This is a genomic window from Pseudomonas sp. C 49-2, assembly GCF_003970195.1.
GTDB lineage: Bacteria > Pseudomonadota > Gammaproteobacteria > Pseudomonadales > Pseudomonadaceae > Aquipseudomonas > Aquipseudomonas canadensis.
This window is the reverse complement of sequence record NZ_RXYG01000031.1, coordinates 1-13245: the sequence shown is the minus strand read 5'-3', so window position 1 is coordinate 13245 and position 13245 is coordinate 1. Positions and strand designations below refer to the sequence as shown.

General features: G+C 61.3%; 15 protein-coding genes and 1 pseudogene. 11 read left to right on the top strand and 5 right to left on the bottom strand.

The genetic code is table 11. The features are described from left to right. Positions 1 to 218: 218 nt before the first annotated feature. Genes EJ576_RS29490 through EJ576_RS29480 form a run of 3 tightly spaced genes read left to right on the top strand, consistent with a single transcriptional unit; the run spans position 219 to position 2461 of the window. On the top strand, positions 219 to 659 hold the full coding sequence (locus EJ576_RS29490; protein ID WP_123477233.1) for a GNAT family N-acetyltransferase: 441 nt from the start codon (positions 219 to 221) through the stop codon (positions 657 to 659). After that, positions 656 to 1249 (top strand): FMN-dependent NADH-azoreductase, encoded by a 594-nt coding sequence (locus EJ576_RS29485; protein ID WP_122728154.1) that lies wholly within the window; start codon positions 656 to 658, stop codon positions 1247 to 1249. Before EJ576_RS29490 ends, EJ576_RS29485 begins: the two co-directional genes overlap by 4 nt. Positions 1250 to 1309: 60 nt before the next feature. After that, the gene (locus EJ576_RS29480) at positions 1310 to 2461 is read left to right on the top strand and encodes a MalY/PatB family protein (protein WP_123477231.1); all 1152 of its coding nucleotides are present in this window, start codon (positions 1310 to 1312) and stop codon (positions 2459 to 2461) included. Between the two features lie 417 nt (positions 2462 to 2878). Here EJ576_RS29480 and EJ576_RS29470 read toward each other — a convergent pair whose 3' ends face one another. Continuing rightward, complete coding sequence (locus EJ576_RS29470) at positions 2879 to 3094, bottom strand: molybdopterin-binding protein (RefSeq protein WP_003173733.1); 216 nt, start codon at positions 3092 to 3094, stop codon at positions 2879 to 2881. Positions 3095 to 3412: 318 nt separating this feature from the next. Here EJ576_RS29470 and EJ576_RS29465 point away from each other — a divergent pair, with 318 nt between their 5' ends. The 3 genes from EJ576_RS29465 to EJ576_RS29455 are packed head-to-tail and all read left to right on the top strand — an operon-like array spanning position 3413 to position 5914. After that, positions 3413 to 4369: an aliphatic sulfonate ABC transporter substrate-binding protein gene (locus EJ576_RS29465; protein WP_122728158.1), complete on the top strand. Its 957-nt coding sequence runs from the start codon at positions 3413 to 3415 to the stop codon at positions 4367 to 4369. Positions 4370 to 4379: 10 nt separating this feature from the next. After that, on the top strand, positions 4380 to 5201 hold the full coding sequence (locus EJ576_RS29460; RefSeq protein WP_126571750.1) for an ABC transporter permease: 822 nt from the start codon (positions 4380 to 4382) through the stop codon (positions 5199 to 5201). Next, complete coding sequence (locus tag EJ576_RS29455; protein ID WP_028616018.1) at positions 5198 to 5914, top strand: ABC transporter ATP-binding protein; 717 nt, start codon at positions 5198 to 5200, stop codon at positions 5912 to 5914. The genes EJ576_RS29460 and EJ576_RS29455 overlap by 4 nt, the downstream gene beginning before the upstream one ends. On the opposite strand, the gene EJ576_RS29450 is transcribed toward EJ576_RS29455, so the two are convergent. The 3 genes from EJ576_RS29450 to EJ576_RS29440 all read right to left on the bottom strand — a co-directional run bounded on the left by EJ576_RS29450 (position 5911) and on the right by EJ576_RS29440 (position 8053). Then, positions 5911 to 6828 (bottom strand): FecR domain-containing protein, encoded by a 918-nt coding sequence (locus EJ576_RS29450; protein WP_122728161.1) that lies wholly within the window; start codon positions 6826 to 6828, stop codon positions 5911 to 5913. The genes EJ576_RS29455 and EJ576_RS29450 overlap by 4 nt on opposite strands. Then, positions 6825 to 7343, bottom strand: a complete 519-nt coding sequence (locus EJ576_RS29445) for a sigma-70 family RNA polymerase sigma factor (protein ID WP_028616016.1) — start codon at positions 7341 to 7343, stop codon at positions 6825 to 6827. Before EJ576_RS29445 ends, EJ576_RS29450 begins: the two co-directional genes overlap by 4 nt. 92 nt (positions 7344 to 7435) lie before the next feature. After that, positions 7436 to 8053 carry an LpxA family transferase gene (locus EJ576_RS29440; protein ID WP_126571749.1) on the bottom strand — a complete coding sequence of 206 codons (618 nt, stop codon included), beginning with the start codon at positions 8051 to 8053 and terminating at the stop codon, positions 7436 to 7438. Positions 8054 to 8168: 115 nt separating this feature from the next. Between EJ576_RS29440 and EJ576_RS29435 the strand changes: the two genes are divergently transcribed. After that, positions 8169 to 9134, top strand: a complete 966-nt coding sequence (locus EJ576_RS29435; protein ID WP_126571748.1) for a threo-3-hydroxy-L-aspartate ammonia-lyase — start codon at positions 8169 to 8171, stop codon at positions 9132 to 9134. Beyond that, positions 9131 to 9511, top strand: coding sequence for a RidA family protein (locus EJ576_RS29430; RefSeq protein ID WP_122728182.1), 381 nt, complete (start codon positions 9131 to 9133; stop codon positions 9509 to 9511). Before EJ576_RS29435 ends, EJ576_RS29430 begins: the two co-directional genes overlap by 4 nt. Here the strand turns inward: EJ576_RS29430 and EJ576_RS29425 are convergent. Then, entirely contained in the window at positions 9499 to 10125 is a 627-nt protein-coding gene (locus EJ576_RS29425; RefSeq protein ID WP_028615978.1) for a transcriptional regulator, read from the bottom strand. The two genes, EJ576_RS29430 and EJ576_RS29425, sit on opposite strands and share 13 nt — an antisense overlap. 70 nt (positions 10126 to 10195) lie before the next feature. Between EJ576_RS29425 and EJ576_RS29420 the strand changes: the two genes are divergently transcribed. The 3 genes and pseudogenes from EJ576_RS29420 to EJ576_RS29410 form a co-directional block, all read left to right on the top strand. After that, positions 10196 to 11299, top strand: a complete 1104-nt coding sequence (locus EJ576_RS29420; protein WP_126571747.1) for a DSD1 family PLP-dependent enzyme — start codon at positions 10196 to 10198, stop codon at positions 11297 to 11299. A gap of 95 nt (positions 11300 to 11394) precedes the next feature. Next, the gene (locus EJ576_RS29415; protein WP_126571746.1) at positions 11395 to 12543 is read left to right on the top strand and encodes a hypothetical protein; all 1149 of its coding nucleotides are present in this window, start codon (positions 11395 to 11397) and stop codon (positions 12541 to 12543) included. Positions 12544 to 12868: 325 nt separating this feature from the next. Next, positions 12869 to 13245 (top strand): annotated as a pseudogene (locus EJ576_RS29410) (ribonucleotide-diphosphate reductase subunit beta); the annotation flags it as partial.

The following is a 13245-nucleotide window of genomic DNA, read 5'->3' as shown; positions in this document are numbered from 1 at the left end:
GGGCACACCGAGCCTAGGCGAGGTGCCGAGTGTTGGGGCAAGAGCGTTTTGCTTACTTTTGCGCTCTATCAAAAGTGAGCCGCCGTAAGGGCGGAACCATAAGCCGCCGTTACCCAAATATCGGATATGCCCCAACCCACGAGTCCAATCATGCCCCTGTCCCTAACCAACCATACCCACAACAATGGCATATCCCTAACCACACAAAAGCCCCCACCATGAATGACCACACCGAATTCGCCCACCTGGAATCCGACGCCGACCTCATCGCCAGCTTCCCAGTAATGCACCAACTGCGCCCCCACCTCACCGACGCCACCGCATTCGCCGAACAAATCCACCGCCAACGGCAAAACGGCTATCACCTGCTGGCAGCAAAAGAGCACGGCAAGGTAATAGGCCTGGCCGGCTATCGGCTAACCGAAAACACCCTGTATGGCCGCTTCATCTACGTGGATGACCTGGTGATAGACGCCACACAGCAACGACGCCGCCTGGGCGAACAACTGCTGGACCGCGTACGCGAAGAAACCCGCGCCCGAGGCTACCGCTGGCTGGTACTGGACACCGGCATGCACATGGCCCTGGCCCAACGCTTCTATTTCCGCCAGGGCCTGTTGCCCCTGGGCATGCACTTTTCCCAGGACCTGAGCCAATGACCCGCGCCCTACTCCTCAGTTTCAGCCCCCACGGCAAAGCCGCACAGACCTTCAAACTGGCCCGCGCCTTGTTGCGCGACCTGGTCCCCGACGCCGAGGTGACCGAGCGTGACTATGGCGCCCAGGCACTGCCGCCCTTGAGCCGTGAATATGCCAACGCGCTGACCACCCCCGGCGCAATCACCAGCAGCGCCACGGCACTCTCGGAACAGTTGATCGTGGAGTTGGAAGCCTGTGACCTGCTGATCCTGTGCACCCCCGTACATAATTTCACCGTGCCGGCGGCCCTCAAGGCCTGGATCGATCATGTGGTGCGCATCCAGCGCAGTTTTACGGTGAATGAACAGTTCGCCAAAGTCGGCTTGCTGCAGGACCGGCGCACCTTTGTCCTGGTCAGTTCAGGAAACGCCCGCAAGGGCCATGAGCCGGACTTCCTGACCCCGTACATGAGCGCCATCCTGTCGACGGTGGGCATCCACTCGGTGGATTTCGTCTACCTGCCGGCCATGGTGCGCGGTGAAGAAGCGGTCAACCGCGCCCTAGAACAAGCGCACCGGCAACTCGCGGTGGCAATCAGCTCTGGCCTATAAAAATAATGGCGCTAGAATCAGCGCCATTCTTGCGCCTGACTTCCTGATACGAGCCCCCCCATGAGCTTTGATTTCGACACGATCCACCCCCGCCTCGGCACCGGCAGCACCAAGTGGAACCGCTACCCGCAAGACGTGTTGCCGATGTGGATCGCCGACATGGACATCGCCGCCCCACCCGCCGTCCTGCAAGCCCTGCACGCGCGCCTCGACCAGCAGGTGCTGGGCTACAGCGTTGCCGGGCCGGATGTGCGCGAGGCGATCATCGCCGACCTGTGGGCCAAGTACGCCTGGCGTGTGCAGCCGGATGAGCTGCTGTTCCTGCCCGGCGTCGAGCCCGGCTTCAATATGGCGCTGCACGCGTTTGTCCAGCCGGGCCAGCCTGTGGTGCTGCAAACCCCCAACTACCGGCCGATCCGCCTGGCACCGGGCCACTGGAACCTGCCGCGCATCGAAGTACCGTTCGAGCTGGTGAACGGCGAATACCTGACGCCAATGCCCGCGATGCGCCAGGCGCTCAACGGCGCCGGCGCGCTGTTGCTGAGCAACCCGCATAACCCCATCGGCAAAGTCTTCCCCCGTGAAGAACTGCTGGCCGTGGCCAACGCCTGCCTGGAACACGGCGCGCTGATCATCTCCGACGAGATCCATGCCGAACTGTGCTTCGACGGCCGCCGTCACATTCCCACCGCCAGCCTCAGCCCCGAGATCGCCCAGCGCACCATTACCCTGATGTCGGCGAGCAAGGCCTACAACGTCGCCGGCCTGAAGACCTGCTTCGCGGTGATCCAGAACGCCGAGATCCGCGAGCGCTTCAACAATGCCCGTTGCGGCATGGTCGACAGCGTCAGCCCACTGGGCCTGGAAGCCACTCGCGCGGCCTACAGCCAGTGCAGTGATTGGCTCGACGCGCTGGTGCAGTACCTGCAAAGCAACCGTGACTACCTGCTCGACGCCGTGCAAACCCGCCTGCCTGGTGTGGTGATGCACGCGCCACAAGGCACCTACCTGGCTTGGCTGGATTGCAGCGCCCTGGGCCTGGATGACCCGCAGCAGTTCTTCCTGGAACAGGCCAAGGTCGGCTTGAGCGCCGGTATCGAGTTCGGTGACGACAGCCAGCAATTCGTGCGCCTGAACTTCGGCTGCCCACGGGCCATGCTGGAAGAAGGCCTGCACCGCATGGAGCGTGCCCTGCGTAACCGTCAGGCCTAATTCACAACATTTCGCAACGAGTGCCGAACCCCTCGATCGCTCGTCCGCCCCCAAAGCCCTGACTACAAGTCGAAAATGGACGAGGCGATCAACAAGCTGCCGGAGATCTGGGGCAAGACCGGCATGCAGGAGCCGAACTTCGAGTTCCGCGTCAGTGAATTGCCCTCCGACGTCAAATCCAAGATCGCCACCGCCCTCGATGCTGTGCCGGACAGCCAATACGACGGCATCGCCAAGATGTTCGGCGACGGCGACAAGGCCGTCACCGAGGCCACCGAAGGCCTGGGACCGACGACAGCATCTTCCGTTTCCAGCAGTCGGAATGGGAACACCTCGACGAGACCCCGCAAAAAGGCGGCTCGTCGAGCAATCGGATCGCCTGACAGCTCGCCCTCCTACAGGGGGGTGCGCGGGGTTTTAGAGTTTGGCGATGGACACTTCGGTGGACTTCACAAACGCAATCACTTCACTGCCAACCTTCAATTCCAAGTCACGCACCGAGCGGGTGGTGATCACCGAAGTGACAATGCCGGACGCGGTCTGCACGTCGATTTCCGACACCACTTCCCCCAGCAGGATTTCCTTGATCACGCCCTTGAACTGGTTGCGCACGTTGATCGCTTTAATGGTCATGTCGGCTTTCCTTTTGGCTGTTGGGTCAATCCGCACGAATGCGCAGGCCCTCAAAATGCGCCATCGACGCGAACATTAAAAGGAATATATAACTCTTTATTTATTCGATACAGATATATAAGTACTGTTGCCCAGCCAACAGTGCTTCAACAATCTGCTCTCTGCCACCACAGCAATTAGCCCCTACAACCCCGTAAATACGCCTTCCAGGCACATGGCACAGAGACTGCATATTCCTATAAAGCATGATGGAACATGCAAACCAAATTTTCTGAATATAAGAAAAGCCTTCTCTCAACGCCTTGCCGGAGCTGTTCCATGAAAGCCTTCACCCAACGCTTATTCGGCGCCTGCGCCCTCGCACTGTGCCTGCCAACCCTGGTCCACGCCGCCGACGCCGATCCCGCCGAAGTCAACCTCGACTACGCCTATTACTCGCCCGTGAGCCTGGTGCTCAAGCACTTCGGCTGGCTGGAACAAGCCTTGCCGCAATCCAAGGTGGGCTGGGTGTTGAGCCAGGGCAGCAACCGTTCGCTGGAGTACCTCAACAGTGGCGGTGTGGACTTTGCCTCGTCGGCCAGCCTGTCGGCAGTATTGAGTCGCGCCAACGGCAGTCCGATCAAATCGGTGTACGTGTACAGCCGCGCCGAATGGACCGCGTTGGTGGTGCGCAAAGACTCGCCGCTCAACAGCGTCACCGACCTCAAGGGCAAGAAAATCGCCGCCACCAAAGGCACCGACCCGTACCTCTTCACCCTGCGCAGCCTGCAACAGGCCGGGCTGAAAAAGGACGACGTAGAACTGGTGCATCTGCAACATCCGGACGGCCGCACTGCGCTGGAAAAAGGTGACGTGGACGCCTGGGCCGGTCTCGACCCGCACATGGCCGCCAGTGAAATCCAGGCCGGTTCGCGCCTGCTGTACCGCAATAAAGACTTCAACAGCTACGGCGTGGTCAGCGTCACCGAGAAGTTCGCCAAGACGCATCCGCAGACCATCACCAAGGTGCTCGGCGCCTATGAGAAGGCTCGGGATTGGGCGGTGAAGCACCCGGATGAATTCGCCAAACTGCTGGCCGACGAGTCCGGCCTGCCGCTGGAAGTGGCCAAGCTGCAACTCTCGCGCACCGACCTGAGCACGCCGTTCCTGAGCAGCAAGGATGTGGTGGCGTCGAAGGCGGCCGCGCCGATCCTGGTGTCCGAAGAACTGGTGCGCAAAGGCGTGAATGTGGACCAGGTGATCGACCAGTTGATCGACACCTCGTTCGGCCATTAAGGAGCCCGTGATGACCAGCAAAACCCAAGCATTGCCCCTTGCCGCACCGGTGGTGATCAACCGCAGCGCTTGGCCGCGGCGGCTCAAGGGCCTGGTGTTGCCGGTGCTGATCCTGCTGGTGCTGGAGGTGGTGGTGCGCGTGGGTTGGCTGCCGTCGTACCAGATGCCGGCACCCAGCGAGATCGCGGTGACCCTCACCGACCTGGCCGAAGGCGCATTGTGGAAACACATCAGCGCCAGCCTTGGCCGGGTGCTGCTGGGCTTCGCCATTGGCGCCAGCCTGGCCTTGGTGTTTGCCGCCTGGGTCGGCTTGAGTCGTGAGGCGGAGGCCTACCTCGAACCGACCTTTGCAGGGCTACGTTCGATCCCGAGCCTGGCTTGGGTACCGCTGTTGCTGCTGTGGCTGGGCATCGACGAAACGTCGAAGATTGTGCTGATCGCGATTGGCGCATTTTTCCCGGTGTACCTCAACGGCGTCGCGGCCATTCGTGATATCGACCGCAAGCTGGTGGAAGTCGGGCAAATGTACGGTTTCAGCCGGCGGCGGCTGGTGCGTCGAGTCCTGCTGCCCGCCGCCCTGCCGGGCCTATTCACCGGGTTGCGCAGTGGCTTGAGCCTAGCCTGGATGTTTCTGGTGGCGGCTGAGTTGATTGCGGCCACTAAGGGGCTGGGTTACCTGCTCAGTGATGGGCGGGAAACCTCGCGGCCGGATATCGTGCTGGCGGCGATTATCGTGTTGGCGCTGTTGGGCAAGGTCAGCGATGGCCTGCTTGCGACGTTGGAGAGGCGTTGCCTGGCCTGGCGCGACACGTTCCAGGGAGCAGGGCAATGAGCGTAAAACCGCTGTTGGATATTCATGTCGCGCGTAAAAGCTTCACCAGCACCACCGTGTTGAAAGACGTGCGCCTGGTGCTGCAGCCACGCGAAGCCGTGAGCCTGCTCGGCCCCAGCGGCTGCGGCAAAAGCACCTTGCTGCGCATCGTCGCCGGCCTGGAACAGGACTTCCAGGGCGAACTGCGCAGCCCCGATGGCGAAGTAGCCTTTGTATTCCAGGAACCACGGTTGATGCCCTGGCTCACGGTGGAACAGAACATCGGCTTCAGCGATGACAGCCACTACGACAAGGCCTGGGTCGCGCAGTTGATCGAGGAAGTCGGCCTGAAGGGTTTTGCCCAGGCGCTGCCCAAGGCGTTGTCCGGCGGCATGGCGCAACGGGTAGCGATTGCGCGGGGCCTGTATTCACGGCCGCAGGTGTTACTGCTGGATGAGCCGTTCAGCGCAGTCGATGCGTTTACCCGTATGAAGCTGCAGGATTTGCTGCTGCAACTGGCCGAACATCATGCCATCGCCTTGTTGCTGGTGACCCATGATGTGGACGAGGCACTGTACCTGAGTGATCGGGTGCTGGTGATGGACAACCGACCGAGCAGCATTCGCCAGGAATTGGCGGTGAATCTGCCGCACCCGCGTGACCGGCGTGATCCGTTGCTGGCGCAGCTCAAGGCGCAATCCTTGACTGAGCTGCAACGTGCCCACGTGATCTAGACGACCTTGCGCAAGGTCACCCAATACCGCGTCCGCGCCTGCACCTCCAGCCCCAGGGTCGAGGCCAGCAGGTTGAGGATGCGGTCGGTGTCGTCCAGGCGGAAGCTGCCGGTGACCCGCAACGATTCCAGGCTCGGCTCCCAGCGCAACACACCCGACCGATAACGCTCCAGCTCCCGCAGGAAGTCACCCAGCGCCTGGTTCTGCGCGGTCAGCACGCCATCGCGCCAGCCTAGTTGCAACACATCGAAAGGCACCCAGGCCCCTAATCCGCTGGCTTTGAGCGGCGCTTGCTGCCCACCTTGCAAAGTCGTCATCTGCCCGTTCAAGTCGCGCACCTGGACGGAGCCTTCAAGCACCGACACCAGACAACCGGCGGCCAGCTGCCGTACACACACTTCAGCCTGGCTGACCCGCAGCTCGCCGTAGCGCGTCTGCACGGTCATCGCCGCCGTGCCTGGCACATCCAGCGCCAGCTCGCCCTCCACCAGGCTGATGCGACGCTGCGCCAGGTCCACGTCTACCGCCGTCGCCGTATTGAGCTGCAAGCTGGCGCCATCGGCCAGCCCCATGCGCTTACGCTCGCCGGTGGCGGTGTGCACGTCGGCACGCCAGGCCTCGATGGGCAATTGCCGGCTGACCAACCAAGCGGTCGGCACCAGCGCAGCGATACCCAGCGCACGCTTGAGCACGGCACGGCGTCCCGGTTGCGGACGGTCGAGGCTGGCCATCGCCAAGGCCTGGGGCAAGTCGCTGAAACGCTGGCGCAGGGTCTGGGCTTTTTGCCAGGTCTGTTCGTGCTGGGGGTGGCTGTCACGCCAATGCTGCAATGCGGCGTGATCACGCTCGGTGGCCGCGCCGGACTCCAGCAGCGCCAACCATTGCGCGGCGGCGCGGGCAACGTCGCGGCTCACAGGTCCACCAGCAGGCAATGTTCGTAGGCCTGGGCCATGTAGCGTTTGACCGTGCGCTCCGACACGTCGAGGCGCTCGGCAATCTCCCGGTAACCCAGCCCTTCCAGTTGGCTCCACAGGAAGGCGCGGCGGACCAGCACCGGCAAGCCATCCAGCAATTCATCCAGGGCTTGCAAGGTTTCCAGCACCAGCCAGCGCTGTTCAGGCGACGGCACGCAGGTTTCCGGGAGACTCGCCAAGGCATTCAGATAGGCCTGTTCAAGGCTGCGCCGCTGATGAAAATTCACTAATAGACGCTTGCCGACGGTCACCAGGTAGGCGCGCGGCTCCTGCATCTGCGCAATCGGCTGGGCGCTGGCCAGCACGCGCAAGAAGGTATCCTGGCTCAGGTCGGCCGCATCCCAGGCATTGCCCAGACGCCGGCGCAGCCAGCTTTCCAGCCAGCTACGGTGGTCACGGTACAGGCTCGACAGCGTCAGTTCGGGGGCGTGGGTCGGAACAACAGCATCATTCATGGCAAGCGACCTGCGCGGCGCGAGTGAGTCTCAAATGAGATTCATTCTATTTAATATCGTGCCGACACACCATGGTCTTTTCAACGTTGTGTTTATTCGGACGCCTCTGCGTCAAACACCTGCCCGCGGCCTACCACGCTGGCAGGCTTGAGCACGGCTCCCGGCGCCAACACCGCATTGGCGCCGATCCGGCACTGGTCACCGAGCAACGCGCCAAACTTATCGCAACCGGTGCGCTGCAATGCCCCGTCCACTCGTACCAACACTTCTTTGTCATCGCGCTCATTGCGGTAGTTGGCGACGATGCTCCCAGCCTCCAGGTTGATCCCCTGCCCCAACACCGAATCACCGACAAAGTTGAAGTGCGCCAGCTTGCTGCCGCTGAACACGAAGGACGTTTTCAACTCAGCGCCGGGGCCGATGATGCAGTGCTCATCCAGCCAGCAACCGCCACGCAGCAGCGAGCCGCTGGCGACAAAACAGTGGGCACCGATGATCAGCGGCGGCTTGAGCAAGGCACCCGCCTCGACCGTGGCAGTGCAGTGGATGGCGATTTCATCCTGAATGACGTACTCGTCGGCCGGCAGTTCGGCCAACAATTGGCGAACGATGGCGGGCGCCTGACTGACCAGTGCCCAAGGCGCCAGGTCGGCCCACGGCGCAAGGCGGGAGTCAGAGATAGGGGCGATGTAGTCGGTGAGTCGGATCAACGTTTAATCCTCTAACGGTCAGAGAGGACCGAAACGCTAGCATGGACAAACGCATCTTTACTATTTGTCTTGTTATGGATATTTTATCTATACACGCCACTGAGGTCCGCTCCCCATGCATTTGCCCACTTACCAAGACGTCATCACCGCCGGCGAAAAACTGGAAGGCTTCGCCCACCACACGCCGGTATTCACCTCGCGCACCCTCGACGCGCTGACCGGTGCCCAGGTATTCATCAAGTGTGAAAACCTGCAAAGAGCTGGCTCGTTCAAGTTTCGCGGCGCCTTCAATGCGTTGTCACGTTTCGATGAGCAGCAGCGCAAGGCCGGTGTGGTGGCGTTTTCCTCCGGCAATCACGCCCAGGGGATTGCCCTGGCGGCGCAGTTGCTGGGCATACCGGCAACCATCGTGATGCCCACCGATGCGCCTGCCGCCAAGGTCGCGGCCACCCGCGAATATGGCGCCCGCGTGGTGCTGTATGACCGCTTCACCGAAGACCGCGAGCAGATCGGCCGTGACCTGGCGACTGAACACGGCCTGACCCTGATCCCGCCCTATGACCACCCGCACATCCTTGCCGGACAAGGCACGGCCGCCAAGGAGTTGCTGGAATCCACCGGCCCGCTGGATGCGTTGTTCGTCGGCCTTGGCGGCGGCGGAATGCTCTCGGGCACCGCACTGAGCACCCGCGCCCTGGCGCCTGACTGCCTGCTGTATGGCGTCGAGCCCGAAGCCGGTAATGACGGCCAGCGCTCATTTCGCAGCGGCAGCATCGTGCATATCGACACACCGGCAACAATTGCCGATGGTGCGCAGACCCATCACTTGGGCGACTACACCTTCCCGATCATCCGCGACAGGGTGAACGACATCCTCACCGTGACGGATGCCGAGCTGGTTGGGGCGATGAAGTTCTTCATGCAGCGCATGAAATTGGTGGTCGAGCCCACCGGCTGCCTGGGGCTGGCGGCATTGCTCAATGAGGGTGACCGGTTCAAGGGTCAGCGCGTGGGCATTATCGTCACCGGTGGCAACGTCGACATCCAGAAGTATGCCGCGCTGCTCAGCGAGGCCTCATGAAGATCATCCAGACAGCGAATGCGGCCAGACCCGCAGGCCATTACGCGCAAGCCATCCGCCACGGCGACACGCTGTACATCTCCGGGCAATTGCCGGTCAGCCCGGATGGGCAGCACAACCTGTCGGCGTCGTTTGCCGAACAGGCGCAGATAACCCTGAACAATCTGCTGGAGATCTTGAAAGCGGCCGGCGCGGCGCCAGAGGATCTGGTCAAGGTCACGGTGTACGTGGCCGGCGTCGAACACTGGCCGGCGTTCGATAGCGTGTACGCCGCCGCGCTGGGCGATCACCGCCCTGCCCGCGCGGTGGTGCCGGTGCCCGAGTTGCATCACGGGTACCTCGTAGAGATTGAAGCCGTGGCGCGCTACTTGGCGTAGGTGTAGACCGCCGCGCGCGACACGCCCAAGTGGGAAGCCACGGTTTCCATGGCCCGACGAATATCCAGGCAGCCCGAGTCTTTGAGCTCCTGCATCAGCACACGCCGGTCTGCCGTTTTCAGCGCACGCGGGGTGGTGGCCAGGCGGGCGGCGAACTGGTCGATACGCGCACGGATGACATCGGCGCCGGAAGGGTCCAGGGATTCGATGAGCTTGTCGCCGCTGACCGAACCGAACTGTTCCAGCATGCCCTGCAAGCCACGGAACAGCGAGAGGTCGACGTTCATGCACAAGGCCGCGACGTACTCGCCACTCGCACCCTTGATGCCGATCGAGGTGCTTTTGACCTGGCGGCCGTCGCTGAACTGGTTCTGGTAGTTGGCGATGACTTGCGGGTAGTCCGGGTCGGCAATCCGCGCCAGGCCCAACTCGGTGGTCGGGTCTCCCGACGCGCGTCCGGACAGGTTGTTATGGATGGCCAGGATCGAGTGCTGCGGGTCGCGCAAGTCGTGCAGCACCACTTCGCAGAACGGGCTGAAGGTCTTGCTCAAGCCTTCGGCAATCTGTTCGAGTTGGCTGATCAGGTGAGTATCGTTGGGAGAGGTGTTTTTCATGCAAGACAACATATCCAGTCCTGGACAGGGCGTCAATTTCAGCGCCGTCCCCTCTAGTGGAGTTGCAACTTTGGACACGCCAGCAGCACTGATCGATACCGAGAAAATGCAACGCAATATCCAGCGCATGCAACAGCGCGCCAACAGCCTTGGCGTGCAACTTCGCCCCCATGTCAAAACCCACAAGTGCGCTGAAGTGGTAGCGGCGCAGATCGCAGCGGGCGCGCGTGGCATCACGGTTTCGACCTTGAAGGAAGCCGAGTATTTTTTCGACTTGGGCATCGCCGACATCCTCTACGCCGTAGCCATGGCGCCGCACAAATTGCCCCAGGCCCTGGCGTTGCGTCGTCGGGGTTGCGCCTTGACGCTGATCACCGACAGCCTGGCCGGCGCCCAGGCCATTGTTGATTTTGGCCGGGAGCATGGCGAACGCTTTGCGGTGATGATCGAGATCGACTGCGACGGCCATCGTTCCGGGGTCAAGCCGCAGGACCCGCTGCTGCTGGACATCGCCCGCTTGCTTGGCGACAGCCTCAGCGGTGTGTTGACCCATGCAGGTGAAAGCTACGGCCTGGACACGCCTGAAGCGCTGCAAGCCATCGCGGAGCAAGAACGTGCGCGCTGTGTGGAAGCGGCCGAACGAATTCGTGCCGCCGGGATGCCTTGCGCGCAGGTCAGCGTAGGCTCGACACCCACTGCGTTGTCGGCGCTCAACATGGAAGGTGTGACTGAGCTGCGCGCCGGGGTCTATGCCTTCTTCGATCTGGTGATGCACAACATCGGCGTGTGCCGTATCGATGAACTGGCCTTGAGCGTGCTGACTACCGTGATCGGCCATCAGCCGGAAAAAGGCTGGATCATCACCGATGCCGGTTGGATGGCAATGAGCCGGGATCGCGGCACTCAATCCCAGCAGCAGGATTTTGGTTACGGGCAGGTCTGTGATGAACACGGTGAGCCGATTGAGGGACTGCTGTTAAGCAGCGCCAATCAGGAGCATGGCGTGGCGCAGTTCCAAGGCCGCGACGTGGATGTGGTCACACAATTCCCGCTGGGCAAACGCCTGCGCATCCTGCCCAACCATGCATGCGCCACCGGCACCCAGTTCGGCAGCTACCACGTACTGCTGGAAGGCGGTGGCGTGCAGGTATGGGAGCGCCTGCGCGGCTGGTAACCCAGATGCGGCCCGCAGAGGTTGCACGGGCCCTCAGTTCTGAGAAGATAGCCGGTTACTGGATGCCCATGCCCTTTTCGACAGGAGTGAAATGCATGACCGTCGCCGCTCTGTTATTCGGTGAAACGTTCCCGATCGCCATCACCGACAATCTAATCAGCTCCAACCATGTGCCCGAAGCATCGCCCACCACGCCCTTGACCGGCCAGGAAGCGCGCCCCGCAGCGGATGGAAGCACTTACCCGGCAGGGATGGCAAGCAAGGTCTGGGAGTCGCCACTTGACGTGCATATGCTGTATGCAGGGGCAGTGGGTCACGCCCAACTGATTTTCACCAAGGTGCAGCAGGCAGCGGAATACGACGATAGTTATTCGCTGAAACGGCACAAGAACATCGTCCAGGACGCCATCAATGATGGCCTGGCGGCGAGCTTTATCGTAGTGGACCTGCGAGAGGGCCATATCCACCACGCGGGGCATCCCGATTGGCAAACGGAATGCAGAAATGGCAGTTTTGGCAAAGCCCTAGTGATCGGTTCAGGGCGTCATGCCTTGCTGCAGGTCATGAACAGGCTGAGCACCGAACAGATCGCCAAGACATTGCCATGCTTTGAGTGCGAGCTTGAGAAACACGTGTGCACCGCCGTCGCCAACGCCTTATTGATCATTGCCAACGCTAGTGTCGAATACATGAGCCCGCACTCAGAATTTGCCAGGCAATCAACCGGCGGGCTGTTTACCCTTTCCTTTTTCCCCGGCCTGTATGGCTGGACGCAAGACGATCTTCCCCCCGCTTACCTGAATAATCGACTTTGCCAGATGTTTACTCAGCGTGACGGAGATACCCTCTATCTGAAGCGCTTGATACTCACCCTCAAGCCGATCGGGTCTGAGTTTCTGGAGGTGATCGTCTTCGACGGATCGCTCGCCCTGAATATCGATAGCTGCACCTTGACGCTGAAATTTAAGGATCTGAGCCTCAGTCGTATTGCAGCCGTGCGCAACGACAGCACGGTCGAACCCATGACATGTTTGACCGAGGCGTTGGATGTCTATCAGACAATCACTTACGGGCAATTCCCCTCCACGTCAAAAGCAGAACCGTTGACTCACAAAAGTGTGGTTTTCGACTCCAGAAGGCCGGTGCTGACCCTGATGAATGACCCGGTTACCGCTGATGCCATATGCATCACATTCAACCAACCCTTATTTGCAAATATCTGGCCCCAATTGAAGAGAGCGTGAGCGAATCGTCAAGTCCGATATTTTTTCAGCCTTCGTCAGGCTCACCGACTGAAGGCTGACCCCGCCAAAACCGTAGCCTTGAGCCTTTCCGAGCCCTGCCAGTGCGACAAAATGGATCTTTGCCTCGCGTTGACCGGCTCAAACGAACCCCATATAGTGTGCCGCACACAAGAAACCACCACTACATAGTGTGCGACCTTGCATTTTCGCGGCTACGCTAGATTGAACATCGACCGCCTTTGGCCTGGCGTTGGCCCCCTCATTTTTACAGGCAGGGTGATCAGCAATCGCCCGCCGTCAGAACAGACCAGGAAGGAGAATTTCAATGCTGAGTTGGGATGAAGTCGACAACGAAGACACCGGTGCAGCGGTGATCAAGGGCGCCAACGCCGGCCACGCCAGCGAAGCCAACATGGACCGCCTCGACGGTGCCGGCGCCGCCGCCGCGCTGGAAGCCCGTAACGTGACCGCCAACGACTCCGCCGCGATCATCCGCGCCAAGGCCGCCCTCGACAAACTCGACGTCGCCGAAGGTCTCGCCGAGCTGGAAGGCTCCGCCGCCCGTGTCGCCGTTGACGAAAAGCGCATGATCAACTGCCGCGCCGACCTCAACCAACTCGTGCCGTTCAAGTACGACTGGGCCTGGCAGAAGTACCTCGACGGCTGCGCCAACCACTGGATGCCGCAAGAGGTCAACATGAC

What these genes read in the sequence shown, in the direction of transcription:
- EJ576_RS29455 (WP_028616018.1), top strand. Translation starts at nt 5,198, where the DNA reads ATGAGCGTAAAACCGCTGTTGGATATTCATGTCGCGCGTAAAAGCTTC.
- EJ576_RS29415 (WP_126571746.1), top strand. Translation starts at nt 11,395, where the DNA reads ATGACCGTCGCCGCTCTGTTATTCGGTGAAACGTTCCCGATCGCCATC.
- EJ576_RS29425 (WP_028615978.1), bottom strand. Translation starts at nt 10,125, where the DNA reads ATGAAAAACACCTCTCCCAACGATACTCACCTGATCAGCCAACTCGAA.
- EJ576_RS29470 (WP_003173733.1), bottom strand. Translation starts at nt 3,094, where the DNA reads ATGACCATTAAAGCGATCAACGTGCGCAACCAGTTCAAGGGCGTGATC.
- EJ576_RS29465 (WP_122728158.1), top strand. Translation starts at nt 3,413, where the DNA reads ATGAAAGCCTTCACCCAACGCTTATTCGGCGCCTGCGCCCTCGCACTG.
- EJ576_RS29460 (WP_126571750.1), top strand. Translation starts at nt 4,380, where the DNA reads ATGACCAGCAAAACCCAAGCATTGCCCCTTGCCGCACCGGTGGTGATC.
- EJ576_RS29480 (WP_123477231.1), top strand. Translation starts at nt 1,310, where the DNA reads ATGAGCTTTGATTTCGACACGATCCACCCCCGCCTCGGCACCGGCAGC.
- EJ576_RS29445 (WP_028616016.1), bottom strand. Translation starts at nt 7,343, where the DNA reads ATGAATGATGCTGTTGTTCCGACCCACGCCCCCGAACTGACGCTGTCG.
- EJ576_RS29430 (WP_122728182.1), top strand. Translation starts at nt 9,131, where the DNA reads ATGAAGATCATCCAGACAGCGAATGCGGCCAGACCCGCAGGCCATTAC.
- EJ576_RS29485 (WP_122728154.1), top strand. Translation starts at nt 656, where the DNA reads ATGACCCGCGCCCTACTCCTCAGTTTCAGCCCCCACGGCAAAGCCGCA.
- EJ576_RS29490 (WP_123477233.1), top strand. Translation starts at nt 219, where the DNA reads ATGAATGACCACACCGAATTCGCCCACCTGGAATCCGACGCCGACCTC.
- EJ576_RS29435 (WP_126571748.1), top strand. Translation starts at nt 8,169, where the DNA reads ATGCATTTGCCCACTTACCAAGACGTCATCACCGCCGGCGAAAAACTG.